The sequence below is a fragment of the Paenibacillus fonticola DSM 21315 genome (assembly GCF_000381905.1).
Lineage (GTDB): Bacteria > Bacillota > Bacilli > Paenibacillales > Paenibacillaceae > Fontibacillus > Fontibacillus fonticola.
In genome coordinates, this window is record NZ_KB907260.1 from 40273 (window position 1) to 60837 (window position 20565).

Annotated in this window: 23 protein-coding genes; 5 read left to right on the forward strand and 18 right to left on the reverse strand. The window is 47.3% G+C overall.

Features of this window, described 5'->3' with window-relative positions:
* A complete protein-coding gene (locus tag G358_RS0116480) occupies positions 1 to 1104 on the reverse strand; it encodes a DgaE family pyridoxal phosphate-dependent ammonia lyase (protein WP_026342309.1) in 1104 nt (367 codons plus the stop codon).
* The gene (locus tag G358_RS0116485; protein WP_026342310.1) at positions 1070 to 2167 is read right to left on the reverse strand and encodes an amidohydrolase/deacetylase family metallohydrolase; all 1098 of its coding nucleotides are present in this window, start codon (positions 2165 to 2167) and stop codon (positions 1070 to 1072) included. Before G358_RS0116485 ends, G358_RS0116480 begins: the two co-directional genes overlap by 35 nt.
* Positions 2168 to 2633: 466 nt before the next feature.
* On the opposite strand from G358_RS0116485, the gene G358_RS0116490 reads away from it, so the two are divergent.
* Together G358_RS0116490 and G358_RS0116495 are read left to right on the forward strand one after the other, a co-directional pair.
* Positions 2634 to 3464, forward strand: coding sequence for a CAP domain-containing protein (locus tag G358_RS0116490; RefSeq protein WP_019638345.1), 831 nt, complete (start codon positions 2634 to 2636; stop codon positions 3462 to 3464).
* 182 nt (positions 3465 to 3646) lie between these two features.
* Positions 3647 to 4744: a nitric oxide synthase oxygenase gene (locus G358_RS0116495; protein WP_019638346.1), complete on the forward strand. Its 1098-nt coding sequence runs from the start codon at positions 3647 to 3649 to the stop codon at positions 4742 to 4744.
* 80 nt (positions 4745 to 4824) lie between these two features.
* Here the strand turns inward: G358_RS0116495 and yfcE are convergent, their stop codons facing one another.
* The 6 genes from yfcE to G358_RS0116525 all read right to left on the reverse strand — a co-directional run bounded on the left by yfcE (position 4825) and on the right by G358_RS0116525 (position 9111).
* Positions 4825 to 5370, reverse strand: coding sequence for a phosphodiesterase (yfcE, locus tag G358_RS0116500; protein WP_019638347.1), 546 nt, complete (start codon positions 5368 to 5370; stop codon positions 4825 to 4827).
* 28 nt (positions 5371 to 5398) lie between these two features.
* Positions 5399 to 5725 (reverse strand): antibiotic biosynthesis monooxygenase, encoded by a 327-nt coding sequence (locus G358_RS0116505; RefSeq protein WP_019638348.1) that lies wholly within the window; start codon positions 5723 to 5725, stop codon positions 5399 to 5401.
* Positions 5726 to 5743: 18 nt separating this feature from the next.
* Positions 5744 to 6370 (reverse strand): ATP-binding cassette domain-containing protein, encoded by a 627-nt coding sequence (locus tag G358_RS0116510; RefSeq protein ID WP_019638349.1) that lies wholly within the window; start codon positions 6368 to 6370, stop codon positions 5744 to 5746.
* Positions 6371 to 6612: 242 nt separating this feature from the next.
* On the reverse strand, positions 6613 to 7263 hold the full coding sequence (locus G358_RS0116515; RefSeq protein ID WP_019638350.1) for a PadR family transcriptional regulator: 651 nt from the start codon (positions 7261 to 7263) through the stop codon (positions 6613 to 6615).
* A 255-nt stretch (positions 7264 to 7518) separates the two neighbouring features.
* The gene (locus tag G358_RS0116520) at positions 7519 to 8700 is read right to left on the reverse strand and encodes an MFS transporter (RefSeq protein WP_019638351.1); all 1182 of its coding nucleotides are present in this window, start codon (positions 8698 to 8700) and stop codon (positions 7519 to 7521) included.
* A gap of 24 nt (positions 8701 to 8724) precedes the next feature.
* Positions 8725 to 9111, reverse strand: coding sequence for a MerR family transcriptional regulator (locus G358_RS0116525; RefSeq protein ID WP_019638352.1), 387 nt, complete (start codon positions 9109 to 9111; stop codon positions 8725 to 8727).
* Between the two features lie 177 nt (positions 9112 to 9288).
* Here G358_RS0116525 and G358_RS0116530 point away from each other — a divergent pair, with 177 nt between their 5' ends.
* On the forward strand, positions 9289 to 10080 hold the full coding sequence (locus tag G358_RS0116530; protein ID WP_026342311.1) for a HipA family kinase: 792 nt from the start codon (positions 9289 to 9291) through the stop codon (positions 10078 to 10080).
* A complete protein-coding gene (locus G358_RS0116535) occupies positions 10077 to 10673 on the forward strand; it encodes a hypothetical protein (RefSeq protein ID WP_019638354.1) in 597 nt (198 codons plus the stop codon). The genes G358_RS0116530 and G358_RS0116535 overlap by 4 nt, the downstream gene beginning before the upstream one ends.
* 205 nt (positions 10674 to 10878) lie before the next feature.
* Here G358_RS0116535 and G358_RS0116540 read toward each other — a convergent pair whose 3' ends face one another.
* The 10 genes from G358_RS0116540 to G358_RS0116575 form a co-directional block, all read right to left on the reverse strand.
* Positions 10879 to 11499: a hypothetical protein gene (locus tag G358_RS0116540; RefSeq protein ID WP_019638355.1), complete on the reverse strand. Its 621-nt coding sequence runs from the start codon at positions 11497 to 11499 to the stop codon at positions 10879 to 10881.
* A gap of 375 nt (positions 11500 to 11874) precedes the next feature.
* Entirely contained in the window at positions 11875 to 12072 is a 198-nt protein-coding gene (locus G358_RS34020; protein WP_084662811.1) for a hypothetical protein, read from the reverse strand.
* Between the two features lie 38 nt (positions 12073 to 12110).
* Positions 12111 to 12680, reverse strand: a complete 570-nt coding sequence (locus tag G358_RS0116545; RefSeq protein ID WP_019638356.1) for a manganese catalase family protein — start codon at positions 12678 to 12680, stop codon at positions 12111 to 12113.
* Between the two features lie 55 nt (positions 12681 to 12735).
* Positions 12736 to 13005, reverse strand: coding sequence for a spore coat protein CotJB (locus G358_RS0116550; protein WP_019638357.1), 270 nt, complete (start codon positions 13003 to 13005; stop codon positions 12736 to 12738).
* Positions 13006 to 13009: 4 nt separating this feature from the next.
* Complete coding sequence (locus tag G358_RS32405) at positions 13010 to 13228, reverse strand: spore coat associated protein CotJA (protein WP_084662813.1); 219 nt, start codon at positions 13226 to 13228, stop codon at positions 13010 to 13012.
* A gap of 202 nt (positions 13229 to 13430) precedes the next feature.
* Positions 13431 to 14846 carry a hemolysin family protein gene (locus G358_RS0116555; RefSeq protein WP_019638358.1) on the reverse strand — a complete coding sequence of 472 codons (1416 nt, stop codon included), beginning with the start codon at positions 14844 to 14846 and terminating at the stop codon, positions 13431 to 13433.
* Positions 14847 to 14864: 18 nt separating this feature from the next.
* Complete coding sequence (gene yfkAB, locus G358_RS0116560) at positions 14865 to 16001, reverse strand: radical SAM/CxCxxxxC motif protein YfkAB (RefSeq protein WP_019638359.1); 1137 nt, start codon at positions 15999 to 16001, stop codon at positions 14865 to 14867.
* A 107-nt stretch (positions 16002 to 16108) separates the two neighbouring features.
* The gene (locus G358_RS0116565) at positions 16109 to 17203 is read right to left on the reverse strand and encodes an HD-GYP domain-containing protein (protein WP_019638360.1); all 1095 of its coding nucleotides are present in this window, start codon (positions 17201 to 17203) and stop codon (positions 16109 to 16111) included.
* Between the two features lie 87 nt (positions 17204 to 17290).
* On the reverse strand, positions 17291 to 18121 hold the full coding sequence (locus G358_RS0116570; RefSeq protein ID WP_019638361.1) for an undecaprenyl-diphosphate phosphatase: 831 nt from the start codon (positions 18119 to 18121) through the stop codon (positions 17291 to 17293).
* 43 nt (positions 18122 to 18164) lie between these two features.
* A complete protein-coding gene (locus G358_RS0116575; RefSeq protein ID WP_019638362.1) occupies positions 18165 to 19625 on the reverse strand; it encodes a bifunctional metallophosphatase/5'-nucleotidase in 1461 nt (486 codons plus the stop codon).
* 145 nt (positions 19626 to 19770) lie between these two features.
* On the opposite strand from G358_RS0116575, the gene G358_RS0116580 reads away from it, so the two are divergent.
* Positions 19771 to 20520: a molybdenum cofactor biosynthesis protein gene (locus G358_RS0116580; RefSeq protein WP_019638363.1), complete on the forward strand. Its 750-nt coding sequence runs from the start codon at positions 19771 to 19773 to the stop codon at positions 20518 to 20520.
* Positions 20521 to 20565: the final 45 nt, after the last annotated feature.

The following is a 20565-nucleotide window of genomic DNA, read 5'->3' on the forward strand; positions in this document are numbered from 1 at the left end:
TTAACGTCCCCCTGTTAATTCACGTATTTTAGCTTCAATAACGGCAATGTCATCTCCGAGAAGCGGGCGCGGGTCGATATCGAAATACCCCTGCCGTACACCGTAATCCCGCGTGTATATGGCAATCTCGCCGTTCTGCAGCCGTTCCGCTACTTCTATAGCGGTAATGCCTGTCTTCTGAGCATTGATCTGAACACGGCCACGGTAAATCGCCCGCCCCGCTTCATCCTGTACAACCGTCACATGAACCCCGGCGATATCATTTAATGGCATTAGCACCTGTAGCGATGCCTTCTCTTGCTCGCTCTTGTCTTCCTTGATCATGTATTCATCCAGTGCCTGCAGCAAGCCGAAGGACGTCTCCTTGCCTACCTTCATGCTGCGGCCAATTCCATGCAGTTGTACTTTGACCCACTCGATGAAAGATCTTTTTCCGGCGACGATACCTGACGTTGGGCCCTCAATCGCTTTAGAGCCGCTGTAAATCGCCAGATCGGAGTACTTCACATATTTCTGGAGATCCTCTTCTGCTGCCGCATCCACGATAAGCGGAACTCCGTTGCGCTGGGCAACGTCCCAGGCTTCTTCCACCGAAATCATATTTTTCTGCACAGCATGATGTGATTTGACGTAAAGAATAGCTGCGGTATTGTCGGAGATCGCATCCTCGATATGCTCGGCCCGCCCTTCATTGGCGTAGCCCACCTCCAGCAGCTTGCCGCCGCCTAAGTACACCATCGTTTCTACAGGAGCTCCATACTGCACATTTTGCCCTTTCAGAATGATGATTTCATTCTTGGGGATAAACTCCTGATGCAGACGCTCGCTGCGCCGGCGATTGCCCTGGGTCACTATGGCCGCTACCGAGAGAGCAATCCCGCTGGATGCCGAGTTAACAATTACCGCTGCTTCCGATCCGAGTATCCGCGCTATATGATCCCCTGCTTTTTCGACCAGGTCGGCGATCTCGACATAGCTTTGCCCGCCCTGCTTCATCGCCTCCATGACCGTATCGCTCGGCGCGGATACGCCCAGGATGCTCATCCGTCCGCTAGCATTAATGACCCGCTTAAGGCCGTACTTCGCATGCAATGTATTCCCCACCTGTAACCACTCCTTTAGCTTTAATAAGTCGGTTCGCCACTCTCCGCTCCCCTTCGGAATCAACCAGTTCCACCCGTTCGTCATCCAATGTAAACAACGTCAAGTTGGCGCCATCCCCCACCTGAATCCTGCCCAGCTCCGGTTTGCCCAGCCAGTCAGCCGCATGAAGGGTTACCGCATCAATCGTCTCTTCTAGTGTATAACCCAAACTGAGAAACTTGGTCAGTACATTGGCCATACTGTAAACCGGACCATTCAGCCGATTGCCCCGGTAAATGTCGGTGCTGATCGTATTCAGCCCAACCCCCTGCCGCTTGGCCGCTTCGGCTACCTTAAAGGAGAAGCTGGCCGTTCCATGGCCAACATCTAAATGAACGCCCCTCGCTATCGCGTCGGTTAACACTTGCAGCGGATAACCTTTCTCATCAAATAAATTGTTCTTCTTTCCGTTGAGATAATGCGTAATGATATCTTTTCGCTGCAAAAGAGGAATTACCTCTCGAATATCCGGTGGTCCCGAACCGATATGTACCATAAGCGGCAGTCCCGTGTCCCCGGATAGCTCCCGGGCGATGCGAAGCGGCTCCAAGCCGTTGCCACCGACCACGCTCCTGCTGATCCGCGCTTTCAGTCCGACGATGAAATCTTCATATGCCGTTATCGACTGCTTGACCCGCTCCTTGTCGAGCCACTCCAGCCGGGACAGCTCGTCAATTGTTAGCAGCCCGATCCGTGAAATGTTCAAAAAAGCGTACACCCTCGTCTTAGCCCGCTTGCTGTCAGCGATGAGATCGGCAATCCGGTCCGCGCCACAGCTCCCGGCATCGACTATCGTTGTCACTCCCTGCTTTACACCGATCTCATCGATTTCATCCCCGTAGGGGTCAAACTCGGGAAAAGCGTGCACATGCATATCAATCCAGCCGCTCGACACGTAGGCGCCTGTGACGTTGGCCAGCGGCTGGCCGATTCCTTTTCCAGCATCGGTAATTTCGGCGATTATGCCATTCTCGATAACGATGTCGATTTTCTCACCGCTCACCCTTCTTACCTCGCAAAGCACGAATCTATCACTAGAAGCTTCTGCTTTATCGCTGGTTGCTTCTGTTCTACCGTTAGAAGTTTCTACTCTATTACTTGTGACTTCAGCTCTAATTGAGATTTCCGCTCTATCACCTGAAGCTCCCGCTTTACCATTAGAAGATGTCTTATCGCTCAATAATATCACCCGCTTTCACTACAAACATTATAATGTTTAAAATAGCATGCTTATACGGAATTGTAAATATAACGTTATAATGTTTATTTGCGACTTCCAAAACTCTAAAGAAATATCCTAATCAATTACGAGAATATTCAATAAATAATGACAAGCAGTCCAGCTTCCCCTATCCATAACTTACCTTCCCCTTTTTCCTTTGATGCATGTTAGAATGAGTTTGCGCAAAATTACAAAATTGTAACCATTGTCGGATTCAGTCTATCGTGTTTTCAAAGAACTAATAGAATGATACGGAGGGAATAAAGTTATGAAAAATAAACATTTTAAAACATTGGTAACTACAAGCATGGCCACAGCCGTACTCGCAGCAGGACTAGTTCTGCCCCAAGGAGCAAAAGCAGAAGCCGCTTCAACTCCTAGCGTGGATTGCAATCAACAACAATTCCAACAAATTCAACAAATCTTGTCAAAATGGAATTGGAATGGCTCTTTGGATGATCTAAAATGGATTATTCCTAATTTGCCGGCAATAGGAACAGAGCAGCCACAGAAGGACACACCTGCTGTACCAACTGTGCCTAGCGAGAAGCCGACTACACCAACTGCTCCTAGCCAAAAACCGACTGCACCAAGCACAAAACCGACGACTCCTAGCCAGAAGCCTTCAACTGGTTCTGATGCTAACACCGGCAATGGAACGACAACTAAACCTACGACACCAACGGCGCCTAGCAAGGACAACAATGCTAACGCCGGTCAATCGGACGCCGCTTCTTTTGCTTCACAAGTCGTTGATCTGGTCAACCAGGAACGCGCCAAAGCAGGCCTAAAACCGCTGACGACGCAAGACGATTTGACGAAAGTTGCGGCCGCTAAAGCTGCCGACATGCGCGAAAACGGATATTTTGATCACCAGTCGCCAACGTATGGTTCTCCGTTCGATATGATGAAGCAATTTGGAGTTTCCTACAGTTATGCCGGTGAAAATATCGCCAAAGGCCAACGCACGCCTGCCGAAGTCATGAACGCTTGGATGAACAGTGAAGGCCACCGTCAAAATATTATGAGCCCTAACTTTACTAACATCGGCGTAGCTTATGACAACGGCTACTGGGTTCAAGAATTCATCGGAAAATAAGCGAAATTTACCTGTAATCATAACTAAACCTTGATGCCAAACTAAAGATACATTAGGCATCAAGGTTTTTTCTTGTTATCAACACTGTGAATCTTCTTTGAACAACGAGGCGCTTATGTAGAGATGAATCCGATTTTAGTATAGAATCAGGTTACTTTTATAATGTATAAGTGAGGATCTTCATGCTAATTAAGAATGATTTATATCAAGAAGCGAAGGCTTTTATTGAATTATGCTGCCAGGAGCTGGGCAGGACAGATGAGGAATGCGAGCAGCGTCTGGCCGATATTCAACTAGAAATTGATTCATACGGTACATATACGCACACTTACGAGGAATTGAGCTTCGGTGCGAAACTAGCTTGGCGCAACAGCAACCGCTGCATCGGACGATTGTTCTGGAAAACGCTTGAAGTGTTCGATGCCAGAGCAGCCAAAACGGAAGAGGAAGTGGCCGCTGCAATATTCCGGCATATCCAATATGGCACGAATCAGGGTAAAGTCCGTCCCGCTATTACCGTATTCAAAGAGGAGCGGAACGGCTCGCACATTCGGATCTGGAACCATCAATTAATCCGCTATGCAGGGTACGAACGAAATAACCAAGTTATCGGCGATCCTGCTTCGCTCGCCTTCACGAGAGCTTGCCTTCGTTTGGGCTGGAAAGGGAATGAAGGGCGATTCGACATCCTTCCATTGGTTATCCAAGTCGATGATCGTCCTCCACAATGGTTCGAAATTCCAAAGCAGGATGTCCTTGAAGTTCCGCTTAGCCATCCCAGCCTAGAGTTTGAGAAGCTTGGCGTCCAATGGTACGGAGTTCCATTTGTCTCGGACATGGTGCTTGAAATTGGCGGAATAAGGTACACGGCCGCTCCCTTTAACGGCTGGTATATGGAAACGGAAATTGGCGCCCGCAATTTGGCTGACGAGAGACGATACAATCTGCTGCCCCAAGTCGCATCGCTTATGAAGCTCGACCAAAGCTCCAATGCCACGTTGTGGAAAGACAAGGCGCTTGTTGAATTGAACGTTTCTGTGCTTCATTCCTTTAAATTGGCTGGCGTCAGCATCGTGGATCATCATACAGCCGCAGACCAATTCAAATTGTACGAAACTATGGAGAATAAGCATAACCGATCTATAACGGGAGACTGGACATGGCTAATCCCTCCAGTTTCCCCTGCAACTACGGAAATTTTCCATTCAAAATATGACAATACGGTCGTCAAACCGAACTTTTTTTATCAGGATAGCCCATTTGCGGAATTGCTGAACTGAAGATGTATTTAGCAGAAAGGCATTCAAATCCCTTGTATATCAAGAGGTCTGAATGCCTTTCTCGCGAATCGGCCAGCGAATTATTTGAATAAAATCCGCTTAACCACTCCGCCTTCAAAATCTTTTACGCAAAACTCGCCGTTTTCCAAAATCCCGTACGAATTCGGATAGTTGTCTTTAGGCAGCGAAATGGATCCCGGGTTCAGTACATAAATGCCATCCTTGCGATCGGCAACTGGAATATGGGTATGCCCCTGGATAAAAACATCGTTGTCCGCTAAAGGAGGCAGCTGTTCTATATTGAAGCCATGCCCGTGTGTAACGTAAATACGCCGTCCTTCATGGAATAGCATCGCGTAATCCGCCATCATCGGGAACTCAAGCAGCATTTGGTCCACCTCAGCATCGCAGTTGCCGCGCACAGCAATAATATGATGTTTATGCTGATTGAGAATTCGGGCAACACCCTGCGGATCATAGCCTTCCGGTAACGGATTGCGAGGTCCGTGATAAAGAAAATCCCCAAGTATGACGATCTGTTCCGCCTTCTCCTCCCGGACCTTGTCCATTGCCTTTTCCAGCCAATATCCGGAGCCGTGAATATCGGAAATAAACATTAGTTTCATGAATAACCTCTCCTTTGCAGTAGTCGGACTATTCTTGCTTCAAGCCTTCCTTCACGGCCTTTACCTCATACATATTAACGGTCGTACTAATGATATAGTCCGGTGCCGGTTTGCCTCTATTCTGCCGATGCCCTTGAATATGAACATCGCTCTTCTCCCAATTTTTCCAATCCTCTACCGATCTCCAGCGGATCATGACGACGACCTCTTCGTGTTCCTGTTTTTTCCGGTTAACCATGACGGTTTTGTCAATAAGCCCCTCCATCGAATCCATCGGACTATCTTTAGTAAAACGTTCAATGACGAGATCCACCTTATCTTTTTGCACGACAATCGTTCTTGTTTGAATTAACATGAGATTTCCTCCTCTTATTTATCCTATTTTAAAAATTTTCTGGCCTTGCGAATGACGATACAACTCTTCATAGTAACTCCGCACTGAGAGCAGTTCCGCATGCGTCCCTTCCTCAACGATCGTGCCGTGACGCATGACGAGAATCCGGTCGGCTTGCACGATGGTCGACAAGCGATGCGCGATGACCAGCGTCGTTCTCCCTTCGGATACGACTTGCAGCGCCTGCTGGATAAGCAGTTCTATCTGGGAATCCAGGTTGGCGGTCGCTTCGCCCAGAATCAAAATTTGCGGACGGAAAGCGATATTCTCGCGAATCGTCGTGCTGAAGAGGAATCCGTCCTGCGGAACGTAAGCGATCTGCTTGCGCAGGCTCCCCAGCGTCAGCTGACGGATATCCATTCCGCCAACCTGTATCGTCCCCGCAGGCGAGTCATACGTACCCAGCAGCAGCTTGACGATCGTCGTCTTGCCGCTGCCCGTCCGTCGAACGATACCCGGCGTCATGCCCGGCTCGATGACCAGATCGATCCCCCTGATCAGCCTGGAGAAATGCAGAAAAAGTCTGCGGCGGGTGACAAAATCGAACCAGCGGCCGATATACATGATGAGATATTGTCCGTAACCGCCGATAAGCGCGTGCCCCACACGATCGCGAGCAGCAATAGTCTGTAGCGCCCGACATCGTGCGCCCCCTGCGTACCAGCCTGAAGCCGGTCCGTAAAGTCACCCATGACCTTGGGGGAAATAAGCGAAAACGATACTGGCAACCGCATGCAGCGTAAAAGTTGCGAGATAAATGCGCCATGATTGTTTAAAAAACGGCTTTAATACGCTGTTAGAATTCAAAGTCGATCACGTCCTCTGCGTTGAGAGCCAGCTGCTCTTCCTTAGTTTGTTGAGTCTGGAATCGAAGCCAAGTTTTCCGACAAACTGACCCTCAGTGTGGACATGATCTCTTGAAACTCCTGGGCTTGCCTGGAGCCGGGATTTACCTTTGCCGTCTCTGACGCTCTAGCCATCAAATGAACAACCTCGGACCAATCCTTCATCAGATCGCGCAATAAATGCTTGCCATGCCCGCCGCCATGGGGACGGTGGCGTCCACGGTGCTCCCACGGATAACCCTGCCGTTCTGTCTCTTCTCCTCTTTGTTTACGAAGATAATCCACTCCCTCCTCCGTGATATGGTACAGCTTCTTGCCGTCCTTCTCGGTCGAGCCTATAAGCCGCATATCTTCAAGCCACTGCAAATTCGGATACACCGAGCCAGGGCTTGGTGAATACAGGCCGCCTGTTTTCTCTTCCATCGTCTTAATCAGTTGATATCCGTGCATCGGTTCCGCGACCAGCAACTCAAGGAGAGCAAATTTAAACTTCCCCCGCTCAAAAAAACGCTTGCCTTCTCCACGCCCGCCAAAGCCCCCTCTTCCGCCTCCGTGGCGATGCCTTACAAATATATCTCGGTAAACCTCTTCTTTCGAATGTCGGTCACGCTCGGGCTGACTCGCCCGCCAAACACCGTAATTGTGAAATCTCATTCTACGTTCACCCCTCAATACGATATATCGTTATATTATAGCGATATATCGTATTGGTCAATAGTTTCTCAAATAGTAATGGCATGTTCTGTAAATAAAAAAACCGGAAGCTTTGGTAATCCAAAGCCTCCGGTTGGCTGGTCCCGGCGCATGCAGCGCCGCAGCAGTACGGCTGGTAGATGATACGACGGTACGGCGGTACAAAGACACCATGGTACGACGGTACGATCGACTAGACTGTACTGCGAAGCTGCGTTAACTCGTTTCAGACGGAAGGGCAGCGTCGTTGTGCGGGCGCAGCGTTCTATTTTTTAACAAATGTTTTACGAGGAAAAGGAACAACAGCAGGGAAAGCACAACCGAAGCGGCACTGATCATGAACAATACCTGGTAGCTGGTATGCTGGGAGACCCAGCCCAGCACGATTGCGCCCAGACCGATGCCAAGATCGGTAGCGGTCAACAATGACGCATTGGCTACCCCTCTCCGTTCAGGATGGGCCAGACGAATCGTTGCCGCCTGCAGCGTCGGCTGTGCAGAGCCAAAACCGATACCGTACAGAACAGCGGAGGCAAGCATGCCGAATAGTCCGGTCGAGAAGCTGAGGACCAGCAGTGCCAGTATCGTAATGACGAGAGACGGGATAATAACAAAGGCCTCACCATGACGGTCCGATAGTTTTCCCGCGATGGGACGAAATAAAAACAGTGTTGCAGCATATACCAGAAAGAATGTACCAGAGTTAACATTGACCGAGCTGGCAAGCAGCGGTACAAAGGTCGTGATGCCCCCGTAAGCAATCGTCAGAAAAAAGACGGCTGTCGTGACAGGCAAGACCGATCTTTCGAAGAGCTCGATCCTTGCGGTTCTCTTTTGCGGCTTGAACGGGATTTTGGCGCCAAACGTAAGGAGCAGCGCTGCGATGGAGAGACCTGCGGCGGATAGAAACATAGCACTGTACGAGAGATGTTGTATAACCCAGATTCCGAAAATTGGACCGACCGCCATAGCCAAAGTCGTAGCCGTTCCAAACCACCCCATGCCTTCCCCTCGGCGGGTAGAGGGAATCATATCCGTAGCTGCCGTAAATAGGGCCGTCGTAGATACGGCCCAACTCATTCCGTGCACGATTCGAATCCATACTAAAACGGCAATACCGCCAATCCAGTCGTACATATACATCGCTAAGGCGAAAAGAATTAGCCCCCAAACGATAAAAGGACGCCTGCCGAACCGGTCCAGCAGCACGCCGACGATCGGACGGAAAATGACGGCAGACAACATAAATGCCCCCGTCACCAAACCAACCTGTGCCTCATCGCCGCCTAGTTCTTTGATGAACAGCGGCAGCGTTGGAAGCAGCAAATAAAATCCAGTGAACAGAAGCAGCGTTCCTACCGTCATAAAAATAAACGATTTTGTCCAAAGACGCTCCACGCTTCATCCCTCCCTAGTAAGAAGCTATTCTGCCGGTATTCTCAGCATTCTTTCTTTTTCAAATATGGTCTCCTCATATCTTGTTATTTTTATATCGAGACGGTCCAGCGTCTTCTTCATCTCATCCATTCTGGTTTGAAGCTGATTGCGCTGTTCGGCCAAAAGTTTTTTTCTTGCGTCAATCGTTTCATCGCCCTGCTGGAATAAGCGTACATATTCCGTCAATGCTTCAATTGGCAGACCCACGTCCCGCATGCATTTGACAAATTCGACCCATTTGCAGTCTTCTTCCGTGTACTCCCTGATTCCGCTTGGATTGCGGTTTACGCGGGGAATCAATCCGATGCGCTCGTAATAGCGGAGCGTATCCGGCGATACACCAAACTTTCCGCTCACTTCTGTAATCTTCATCCGGTTCACCTCCTGATACCTGATATTATTGCACCTGGAGCCCACCCCAAGTCAAGCGAAGATAAAAAGGATCCTCAAAAGATCGTTAAAATTCAGCGAATCTACCCAGCTCTTTGGACCAATCTTTATATCGTATTTTGGAATAGATTAATTGTAAGAAATGAGAGGGGTGATATTGTGCTACAAGTTATCCAATATATTCAACCGTTACCGGGTTGGAGCATGCCCCATCTAGTACTTTGCAGTGACGGAAACCATTATGTTATCAAATTGTTATCTAATCCTCAGGGAGTCAATGTTCTAGTAAACGAGTTGATTTGCAGCCAATTAGCAAAAAAGATGGATCTCCCTATTCCAGACGGCAAGGTCATTTTCATACCTAAAGGAGTGAATAACAGTCCTTCCTCACAAGAAGGTCCGCATTTTGGCAGCCGCTTCATCCCCCATGGCATACTCCATCCGAGTGACCTGGACCTTGCTAGATGCACGAATATCGGTCAGGCCGCTGATATGATTTTATTCGATTACTGGCTTGATAATAATGATCGGCATATTTGGACGCAGGATAAGCAAAATTTAATCATTGCAGGAGGGCCTGAACCGAAGTTATGGATGATCGATCAAGCCAATGTGTTTAACGGTCCCCATTGGAACGCTAAAACGCTGCTAAATAAGATGAACAATTTCACGGCTTATTGGGGAACACTTTATCAACGCTTCGTTCCTTTTATTGATGGTTCCCACCCTTTTCGTGAATCGCTATCCAAGCTGCATTCCTTGACACGGGATGACTTATTTAATGCTTCCAGCAATATTCCAGTAGAGTGGGGGGTATCCGAACGGGATGTGGTTTCCCTCGTAAATTACATGGAGCATCGGCGAAATGCTATGAATTCCTTGATTCAATCCATAATATATAATTTCCCTGTTTGGTATAAACATTACAAATATTATGGGGGGACAATATGAATAACTTTGAGAGGATTACCGTTTTTCCTGGTACTCATATGCCAGGCGTCCCGTATCAAATCGGTCATCATAACCCAACAGAACTTCCTTATATTGGTGCAGGTGCTCAAGGAGCAGTATTTCAAATTTCTGCCCAGCAATGCGTCAAAATTTATGTGAATGAATCAGATGCTGAAACCGAAGCCAAGGCTCTTCTTGCGGCTGCTTCCGCTTCCTTTATTCCGCAGGTCTATGAGGTCGGCAGGAATTACATCGTGATGGAATACTTCAGCGGACCTGGGTTAAAAGCATTTCTCTCCAATAGATTAGACTTTCCAGACTTTATCGCCGAACAGTTAGTATTGATAATCAAAGAGATGAGACGAGTACAGTTCACTCGTGTCGATACCGCATTACGGCATGTCTATGTAACTCCTCAAAATACATTAAAGGTCATCGATCATGTTAATTCATATCGGACTATACAACCCTATCCTCAGCGTATGCTGAAAAGTTTGTCTAACATCGGCCGCCTGCAGCCTTTTCTCGCATATGTTAGTCACCATCATCCAGAGCTTTATTCCGAATGGAGTCAAGCGCAAATCATTCCGTAAGATGGTTAGTGGATATAAAAATAGAGATTTTAGCTCATTCGAACATGAACTAAAATCTCTTAATTCAACCGTATAAATCTTTTTGAAAGTGAGAGGCTAGGATAGCCCTTCAATCAGCCTCTATCTTGTTTAACTTCGCAGTAAAAATATACAAAGAATACAGCTTACTATTTTTTATCCCAAAATTGTTCTTATAGGACTCTCTTTATCTTGTGTAATTTATTTCAAGTTCATCACATTTGGTGTATGGGTAACAAAACTTTATTTCCTTAAGATCAGTAAAATAAAAATCAACGATCCACTCCTCACCATAATCATAAAAAGACAAGGTCACATCCTTACTAAAAGCTTGAGCAGTGATTTTATCAATTTCTGTTTTTTGCAACTCATTTCCTGTTGTTTTTATCAAAACTACAACTACTTCCCTTCTTTCCTTCGTCATTTTTTTACTTTTTTCAGCGTTTACTCGATATGGAATATTTGTATTTTCAATTGCAGCAGCAACTTCTTGATTCAATTGCTTTTGCATTTTGTTCGAAGGAATTTCAAAGTAGTACTTGATTTCAATAGCGTAAAGTTGCATCTGAGGGCCATTGACAAAAACGATGACGTATAGCAATAGATTTAAAACTAAAAAGGTACTGGAAAATTTTTTTCTCAAAGTGAATAACAGAATGATATAAAAAATAAAAATAACCAATGTTATCATTAAGCAAATTACAGCAGTCTTCCTATTGGTATTCCAAAAATACAATCCAACAAATGTCGAAAAATTAGCAAAAGCTATTAAGAAGGTTCCTAGTAGCAAAAAAGTTTTTTTTAGCATGTTCACTCACCTTATTACTTTTTATGTACTATCTTATAGTCTCTCTCCTCATTTGATCGAAAGTCCAAGAAATGAATACTAATTTAGTACTAGTATAATAGACACAAAATGTCGAATGGTGTCATTCCATGGCTTAAATATGAAATAATGATAAATTTACTTCTGAATTCAAAATTCTCCATGTCTCGCGAAGGCGTGACGAAGGGATATTCTCCAACGCACTCATGAATTTCAGGCCCTCCTGGTTCTCACGTTGTCTATCATGTTGATCAACCGCTGGCATACTAGCTGATGCCAATAACAAAAAAGCATGGGAATTGGAATATTCGCCATGCTCTTTCGCTCATTCGCTCTTCCGCCTTTTTTCGATCCATTCTACTTAGTGACCAGACTGGCGGCATCTATTCTTTCCTGGGATGCATTGAAGCATTTTTTGCAGACTTTCAGAGGCTGTCCGGAGCTGTTTGTCTTCGTATAAAGAAGTTTAATCCGCATACTTTTGCATACCGGACAAGTCCCGCGCCCCCTGGACGGTAGATTCCACAACGCTTTTCCGCGTTTGGATTTGGACATCGGATACCACCTTCATCTCAAATCAAATTAGGGTGCCGCTAAAATACCTTTTTCTTGCCCCGCTCATCCTTCAAAATTTCCACTGCTTCACGGAAACGCAGGGAGTGTATAATTTCCCTTTCCCGCAGGAACTTAAGGCCGTCCTGAAGATCAACATCATCGGTCATGTCGATGAGCCACTGGTATGTAGCCCGTGCCTTCTCCTCTGCCGCAATGTCCTCGTACAGATCGGCGATCGGGTCGCCCTTTGCCTGAATATAGGCTGCCGTCCAGGGCACGCCTGAAGCGTTCTCATAGAACAGTGCACTGTCATGCGCGACGTAATGCGGAGCTAATCCCGCAGCATCCAGTTCTTCCACTGTTGCATCCTTGGTCAGCTTATACACCATGGTGGCAATCATTTCCAGGTGAGCAAGTTCTTCGGTGCCAATATCGTTCAACAGCCCGATGACTTTGTCTGGGATCGTGTACCTCTGATTCAAATAACGCAGTGCAGCGGCCAGTTCTCCATCGGCACCGCCGTACTGCTCAAGCAGCAATCTGGCCATTCGAATATCACATTTGCCTACACGTACTGGGTATTGCAGCTTTTTCTCATAAACCCACATTACTTCGCGTTCCCTCCTTTAACATTCAGCAATTAGCATAGCTTGGAGGCAGTCGTTACACTTGCCACGGCCACGGCACTTTCGACCATTCCCATGGAAATTTGGAATAGGAATGTCCAAAATTCATTAAGGGCCCATAAAGATGCTGAAAATGATTTGCAAGCTGGGTGCGTTCCTGGACAAGCTGATTGTATTGTTGAATAGAAGCTAAGTCGTCGGGATGCGTATCCAGGAATAAATTGAGCTCAACCAGGACAAAATCAAGTGCTTGCAGCTTTTCAAGCATTTCATAGAACTGTGGATCCAAGTTGCCCTTGTGTGACATCATCTCACCTTCCTTTCCCCCATCTGGACTCATAGGGACTGTAAAGTGCGGGCCACAATGTTCCGTGCCTTAACGCATCTTCAGGACTGAACTGGGGAAGATTCAACGGTTGAAAGTGCATAAACAGGTGCGGTGGTGTACTGTACGTCTTGCACAATATCGGCGGGCAGGGGTCAAAAGGGCCGATAAAGGGGGCCCAGGCTACCTCTTGGGGGTGACTCATCGGATGACTCAACGAATGACTCAACGTTCGTTCCTCCTTCTGTATTAAGTTGCTCGGCGTTCTAGGGAGACACCACTCCCAATCCTCACCATTAACATATGACGTTCGCCCAGAATATGAACTACCAATCGCAGAAATACAGCAAAAAAACAAAAAAACTCCTGCCAAAGCGTTTCCTCGCCTTGATAGGAGTTACTTATTTTTAAATACCGGGCTCATATTCTTTGGATTGCTCATTCGATTCCGCGTCCGTAGTATCTGTATCTGTATCTGAATCTTTCGTCTGGTCTTGCTCTTCGACCTGCTTGATATTCACCCGCATGATACGAAGCGGTTCGGCTTCAGCCACCTCAAAGAGCAAATTCGCGATCCGAACAACTCTCCCCACAGCAGGCGCTCCATCCAGCTCTTTAAACAGCCATCCCCCAATGGAATCCACTTTATCATGTTCGATCATGACTCCTGTCAAATCATTTACGTCTTCAATGAGCATCCGGCCGTCAACCGAAAAGGTACCGTCGCTGAGCTTCTCGACCTCCGGGCGATCCATGTCGAACTCATCGTAAAGATCGCCGACGATTTCCTCCATAATTCGCTCTGCCGTGAGCAAACCAGCCGTTCCGCCATATTCATCCACCACGACGGTCAGTTGGGAATGCTTCTTCTGCATGAGGCGCAGGACATGGCTGACTTCCATAGATTCAGGCACATTCAAAATCGGCCGCACAATGGCAGCAATATTTTTAGAGTTGCCTCCGTCGGGCAGGAACAGATCAGCCAGATGCACAAATCCGATGATCTGATCCTTGTCCTCTACGGCAACCGGATATCGGGAATGCTTCGTTTCCTCCACGATCTTCATATTTTCTTCCCAAGTAAGATTCGTGTACAAGCAATCCATATCGGTTCTCGGCAGCATCACCTCGCGGGCCAGTAAATCGGAGAAATCGAACAGATTGTCCATCAGCTTCATCTCGTCTTGATCGATGACGCCGCTTTTCGCGCTCTGATCCATCAAGATGCGGATCTCCTCCTCTGAATGAGCAGCCTCGCCCTCCCCCGCCGGCTCGATGCCGATAAGCCGCAGCAAGCCATTGGCCGCGGAATTCAATAGCCAGATGACCGGCAGGAATAGCCTGTAGAAGAACAGGAGAGGGGCGGACAGCCATAAGGACGTCGATTCCGATTTCTGAATCGCGAGCGATTTCGGAGCGAGTTCTCCAATAACGATATGCAAAAAAGTAATGATCGCAAAGCCAACTGCGACCGATACCGTAGAGATCAGCGTCGTATCAGTAACGCCTATTTTATGCATTAACGGTTCAATCAGCAGCTCTGAAATCGCCGGTTCACCGACCCAGCCCAGTCCAAGCGAAGCCAGCGTAATTCCTAATTGGGTAGCCGATAAATAAGCATCCAGTTTTTTATTTACTTTGAGCGCATAGGCAGCACGCTTGTTGCCTTCACTAACTAATTGAGTCAGTCTGGACTGGCGCACCTTGACCAGCGAAAACTCCGCAGCAACAAAAAATCCATTCAAAAGGACCAAAATAATAACTAGAAACAAATTGAATATCAGCTTGCCGATCTCAAAATCCACATGTCCATCGGGGGGCATAGGTGCAGCGCCTCTTTTCTACAGTGTGATTGCTTTGCGGGATTTAAAATCGATATCCTTATAGTACATATCTGCAACAAGCAGATTGGGGCCACAGCAGCTTGCCGCTTCACAATAGCAATTGACTTTCTGATTCAGCGGATGATCGTTCTGCCATTTGGCAAAAATATCATCCAGCCGCTCCTCATGCACGTTGCCAAACGAAGGAATATCAGCAAAATCCGTTACAAACACTTCGCCTGTAAACATGTTCACGTTGACTCTATTTCGGCCGTCTGGGTCATTGCGTACCGTGACCAGCGGTTCATTGCGCAGCCTCTTCAGCAAAGCAGCGTCGGCTTCACTGCCGTTGCAGGCGAAGAACGGCAGCGTGCCGAACAGCATCCATATCTCTTTATTACGCTTATCCAGCAGTGAGTGAATCGCCCGGCGCATATCGTCCAGTGACAACACAGGCAGCCCTTTGGCAAAATTGGAGGCATACATCGGGTGAACCTCATGCCGGCGGCAGCCCATTTCTGTAATCAGCTGATGTATCGCCGGCAGCTTCGTATGAGTCCGGTAATTTATCATGGACTCTGCTGAAATGTACATGCCCGCTTCGCTCAATTTGCGTGAATTTTCAATCATTGTATGATAGAGCTTATTGGCAACCTCTTTTTTTACAGGATGTCCGCTATGCGCGAAGCCTACTTCATAGAAATCCTCTTCATTCGTATAATTGAACGAAATATGCATAACGTCCAAATAAGGCAGCAGTTTCTCATACCGCTCATAATCGAGGGTAAGGTTTGAGTTGATTTGCGAACGAATCCCGCGCTTCCTTGCATACTTAAGCAAAGGTACAATTTTCTCATCCACCATCTGCTTGCGGAAAGTCGGCTCACCGCCAGTAATACTGATCGTACGCAAATGCTCGACCTCATCGAGGCGCCGAAGCATTAATTCCAGTGGAATTTGTTCCGGCTCTTTCAATACGAGACTCTCCCCGACAGCACAGTGCTCACAGCGCATGTTGCACAAATTCGTTACGGTCATTTCAACGCTCGTCAGCATATGTTGCCCGAATTCGCGCAGGGATACAATCGGATCCCACGGATCATCCTGAGGACTGACAGGGAATATAGCAGCAGCTTCATTACTAATTATCTTCATTATTGGCCCACCTTAATTCTTTTATTAACCTAAAAAGAAAAGAGTGCACACAACCGCACACCTTTCCTTTTTTTAATCTATTACATTCGCCGGTTCACTTCATCATGTTAACCAATTCCATTCATTCCGTCTACTTCGGTAATGACGATCGATAAATGCCGGGACAAATCCAAGTCATACGGAGCCTTCAAGTCTGCCCCGAGCGGATCGGTTAAAATCCGGACAACCGGACGCTGTGGAAAAATTCCATCGATTTTGACAACGACGCCTTTCTCCCCCGTACTCAGCTTGACGGTCACTCCCAGCGGATAGATCGCCACGCGGTCGCGAAACACCTCAAGCTTAGACTTCTCGTACAAGCTGCCGCATCCAGTATACAACACCTCAAGCGCCTGATGGGGCAGCATCGCTTGACGGTATACCCGGTGGGTCGTCATGGCATCGTAGGAATCCGTGATCGCGATCCACCGGGCAAATTCACTAATTTCATCTCCTTTTATTCCGCGAGGATATCCGCTCCCGTTTAACCGTTCATGATGCTGATAAGCGCAATGCGCTGAAATGAGAGGAATGCCTGGCTCGTCTTTTAACATTTTAAAGCCGATTTCCGCATGCTTCTTGACTTGTTCATACTCCGCATCCGTTAACCTGTCTGGCTTAGTTAACAGTTCAAGCGGCAGCTTCGTTTTTCCAATATCGTGCAGCAGGGCGCCGAGTCCAAGCAGAGTCAGCTCATTTTTAGAATATCCGTGAACTTGTCCTAACAATATCGTATATATGCATACATTCAGAGAATGCCGATATAAATAATGATCTATGCTGTTAATATTCATCATCATAATCATCGCGTCTTCACGTGAGCTTAGATCATCCATAATGCTCTCTACAAGTCCAGAAAAGGTCTTTCCCAAATAAGGATAGACTAGGCCTTTAACCGCTGGCCCCGTCATTTTTCGAAATTGGGTGCGGATCTCATTCAGCGCCCTGCGGCGCGTCTCATCCTCGATCATTTCGGTTAGAACAACGTCATCCGTGCGCGAATCAGCTACATAAACGAAGTTTAAACCGTGACTGCGCAGCCTTTGAATAATGACTTCCGTAAGCTCTGCATTCTCCGATAAAAGTATAACGCCATCTTCATTATATATTTTTTTCCCCAATCTCATCCCGGGCTGTAAGGAGTTAATCGATATTAACCGCATAAATCCACTTCCGTCTCTTATAGTAAGTTATGATGTGTCAATGCGAAAAGCGGCCTTATAATGTACTATGCTGGTGTATGTTTTAGATTAGCGCATGATGAAAATCCAAAATAAAGCAGCAAGAATGAAACGATAATAAGCAAAATGTCTCAATTGAATTTTCTGAATGGATTTTAAAAAGGCGATCACGACCAAATAAGCAACAACAAACGAAACTAAAAAGCCAATCGCAAAATGTCCTATAGTTTCCAAACTTAAATAGCGGTAAGCGTCCAGCATTTCATAACCGGATACAGCGAACATAATCGGTATGGCAATTAAAAAGGAGAAATCGGCAGAAGCTTTGTAACTGGCTCCGCTGAACATTCCGCCAGCAATCGTGGAACCGGAGCGGGAAAATCCCGGCCACAGCACCGAAATACATTGATACAAGCCGATCATCAACGCTTGCTTATACGTCAGTTGGTCGATTTCCTTGGCTGTAGGGCGCCCCTTGTTCTTAGAGAACCATTCCGCTGCAATCATAAATACGCCGCCGGCTAACAAGGCCCACAGTACCGTGGAAGGGCTGAACAGGCTTTTAATAAAATCTCGAAAGAAATAACCTACGGTCAGTGCGGGAGCAATACCTAACAGAACGTGAACAAGGTCAAGCCTTTTGAGCGGCGCCCGGTTTTTGAATATGGTAACCGCCTTCTTGTTCATACCTAGCAAACCGCTGATTCGCTCCCGGTATACCCAGGCAATAGCCAGAATCGCTCCTAGCTGGATGACGATCATAAAAGTTTTCATTTCGGGCGTTGAATCGTCAAACCCGAGCAGCTTAGCTGTTAAAATCATATGCCCTGTTGAAGAAACAGGGATAAATTCCGTCAGCCCTTCAACAATACCCAGAATAATCGAGACGATATAGCTCATAATTCCCTCCTCAGCTTGATTCGGAGTTCAAACATTTGCAGCATCATAAATTTTCATTAAAGGTTTCGGTTTTCGCCTTCCATCGATTGTAAAAGCAGCTTTCCACAGCACCTGCGGTCTGAAGCTCTATTCGCAGCAAGTCCCGTAAAAACTCCGGAAGCATAAATTCCATTTCACTGCCCAGCTTAAGACTTTCATACCCAATGCCAAAGGTAAACATATCAAGCGTACCTACGGCATAAACGCCTTCTGGAACGATCGGAACTCCCTGTACGCTTGCTTGGACTATTTTGTGAAATGGGGCTGCCGCAGGATCATAAATAATTTCCAGGCCATCAACGCAAATTCCCCCTAATTGTTTGCCGCGAAAGCCGAAGCCAAATATTTGCTTATCGGCTATTTCCGGCAGCAAGGATTGTTCCAGGCTGTACAATATATGCTCGCCTTTCAAATTCATGCGGCATGGATTGATAGGAGATGGACAGCAGGCGTGCAGCATCCCTTCGCTCACTTCTCCCGCCGGCAGCCCGGACAATAACTGTCCGCTGTTTACGATGGACAAGTCGCTGCCCGTAAATCTTCTGACGGCCTGGGCAAGCAAGTTCCCGAACGGCGATTCATAATCATAACGGATCGTTAGCTCTTGCTCGGTAACCGCGACAGTTCGGGCCATGCGCTCCAATGCCCGGTCCTTATGAATTTGCAGGGCGCCCAGCACGTCCAGATCGTCCGCGCCGCTCTCCACAGGCAGGCATACTCCGGAAGCTACCGCTGGCCTTCCTGACGCCGCGTCTTTCTGCACTTTAATCAGCCCCAGATGCCGGCCGAATTTGCCTGCCGCCGTAATCATCGTCTGTCCGACCCGTAATGGCTCCTCCAGCAAATGATGGGTATGACCGCCGATGATCAGATCGATGCCCTGTACCTGCTCTGCCAATTGGCGGTCAAACGGCAAGCCTACATGAGACATAACAATTACAAGGTCCGCTTCACTGCGCAGCTCGCTGACGGAATCCGCAACAGCATGCATAGGATCAAGCGCTTTAAGGCCTAGCAGTTCATAAAATTCAGCATAAGCGGCTGTAACCCCGACCAGCCCGATTTTAAGTCCGGCCTTTTCCAGGATCAGATGCCTGTTCATCCATACGGGCGGCAAACCAGTATGCAAATCCAGCATATTGGCGCATACAACCTGAGATGTCAAACCTGCATAGGCATGCTCGAGCTGCTCCGGTGTAAAGGTCAGGCCTTCGTTGTTGCCTATCGTGATGGCGTCATATTCCATCAGATTTAAGACATCTACATTGACTTGTCCCATCGTCCCTTCCGTCTCCAATGCTGCGCGATCCATATGATCGCCAATATCAAGCAGCAGTACAGGTCCGCTTTGCTGACTGCGAAGCTCCTTCACCATAAAGGCGATATGTCCCATGGCACCGAAATGACTGTGTAAATCGTTGGTATACAGAATCGTCAGTGTGTCCTCTTCCGCATTCGGCAACATGAATTGTCCCTCCCCGGTCTGTACCTGTACAGCCGTTCTAATAAAAGTTTTAGATGTACAATATTATATACCTCAAATTTGTTCATTGTCTCCCTAAATATGATATATTATAAGGGTTTATTAAGCATGACGAGGTGAAAATGATATGAAGCTGACGATTTATCTATTTGCTGGATTAGCTGATCGCATCGGTACTTCACGACTTGAACTAACTTACGGGGATAACGCGGTCACCGCCGATCAATTGAAACGTTTTATAGCTGGCCTATACCCGGATGCTGCTTCGTTAATTAACATTTCTTTTCTTGCCGTCAATCAAGAATATGCTGCGGGCGATCTTGTCATTACCGAGCAGGATGAAATTGCACTTATCCCCCCTGTTTCAGGAGGCAAAGGCGATTCCAGTTCCTCTTCCTTCCATTCGCAATGCAATATGTACACAATCACTTCCCTGGCGCTTTCGGTCGATGAAGTGACAAGCAAAGTAAACACCGCCAATCATGGCGCGACATTGGTCTTTGTCGGAACAACCCGGGAAATGACCGGCAGCCAACGGACCATTCATTTGGAATATGAAGCTTACATTCCTATGGCTCTATCCAAAATGGAACAGATCGGCGAAGAGATCGCCGCAAGCTGGCCGGGCACGAAATGCGCGATCAGCCACCGGATTGGTCAGGTCAACATTGCCGAGAGCAGCGTTATCATCGCCGTCTCCACCCCCCACCGGAACGACAGCTATGAAGCGAGCCGCTATGCCATTGAAAGATTGAAGCAGATCGTCCCTATTTGGAAAAAGGAAATTTGGGAGGATGGGACGGAATGGAAGGGCCACGGTCAAGGACCTTGGGATCCATCTGCGCCAGGACAAATATCACACAAAGAGCATCTTTAGACCCATAATATCATTGCCATTCCAGTTCTTTCCTGATATCATGAA

Bases quoted from the DNA above. Each gene is read 5' to 3' on its own strand.
- G358_RS0116540 (WP_019638355.1), bottom strand. From the start codon at position 11,499: ATGCTAAAAAAAACTTTTTTGCTACTAGGAACCTTCTTAATAGCTTTT.
- yfcE (WP_019638347.1), bottom strand. From the start codon at position 5,370: ATGAAACTAATGTTTATTTCCGATATTCACGGCTCCGGATATTGGCTG.
- G358_RS0116505 (WP_019638348.1), bottom strand. From the start codon at position 5,725: ATGTTAATTCAAACAAGAACGATTGTCGTGCAAAAAGATAAGGTGGAT.
- G358_RS0116525 (WP_019638352.1), bottom strand. From the start codon at position 9,111: ATGAAGATTACAGAAGTGAGCGGAAAGTTTGGTGTATCGCCGGATACG.
- G358_RS0116545 (WP_019638356.1), bottom strand. From the start codon at position 12,680: ATGTGGGTTTATGAGAAAAAGCTGCAATACCCAGTACGTGTAGGCAAA.
- G358_RS0116565 (WP_019638360.1), bottom strand. From the start codon at position 17,203: ATGCGGTTAATATCGATTAACTCCTTACAGCCCGGGATGAGATTGGGG.
- G358_RS32405 (WP_084662813.1), bottom strand. From the start codon at position 13,228: ATGAGTCACCCCCAAGAGGTAGCCTGGGCCCCCTTTATCGGCCCTTTT.
- G358_RS0116490 (WP_019638345.1), top strand. From the start codon at position 2,634: ATGAAAAATAAACATTTTAAAACATTGGTAACTACAAGCATGGCCACA.
- G358_RS0116535 (WP_019638354.1), top strand. From the start codon at position 10,077: ATGAATAACTTTGAGAGGATTACCGTTTTTCCTGGTACTCATATGCCA.
- G358_RS0116575 (WP_019638362.1), bottom strand. From the start codon at position 19,625: ATGTTGCCGAATGCGGAAGAGGACACACTGACGATTCTGTATACCAAC.
- yfkAB (WP_019638359.1), bottom strand. From the start codon at position 16,001: ATGAAGATAATTAGTAATGAAGCTGCTGCTATATTCCCTGTCAGTCCT.
- G358_RS0116580 (WP_019638363.1), top strand. From the start codon at position 19,771: ATGAAGCTGACGATTTATCTATTTGCTGGATTAGCTGATCGCATCGGT.
- G358_RS0116550 (WP_019638357.1), bottom strand. From the start codon at position 13,005: ATGTCACACAAGGGCAACTTGGATCCACAGTTCTATGAAATGCTTGAA.
- G358_RS0116495 (WP_019638346.1), top strand. From the start codon at position 3,647: ATGCTAATTAAGAATGATTTATATCAAGAAGCGAAGGCTTTTATTGAA.
- G358_RS0116515 (WP_019638350.1), bottom strand. From the start codon at position 7,263: ATGAGATTTCACAATTACGGTGTTTGGCGGGCGAGTCAGCCCGAGCGT.
- G358_RS0116555 (WP_019638358.1), bottom strand. From the start codon at position 14,846: ATGCCCCCCGATGGACATGTGGATTTTGAGATCGGCAAGCTGATATTC.
- G358_RS34020 (WP_084662811.1), bottom strand. From the start codon at position 12,072: ATGTCCAAATCCAAACGCGGAAAAGCGTTGTGGAATCTACCGTCCAGG.
- G358_RS0116570 (WP_019638361.1), bottom strand. From the start codon at position 18,121: ATGAGCTATATCGTCTCGATTATTCTGGGTATTGTTGAAGGGCTGACG.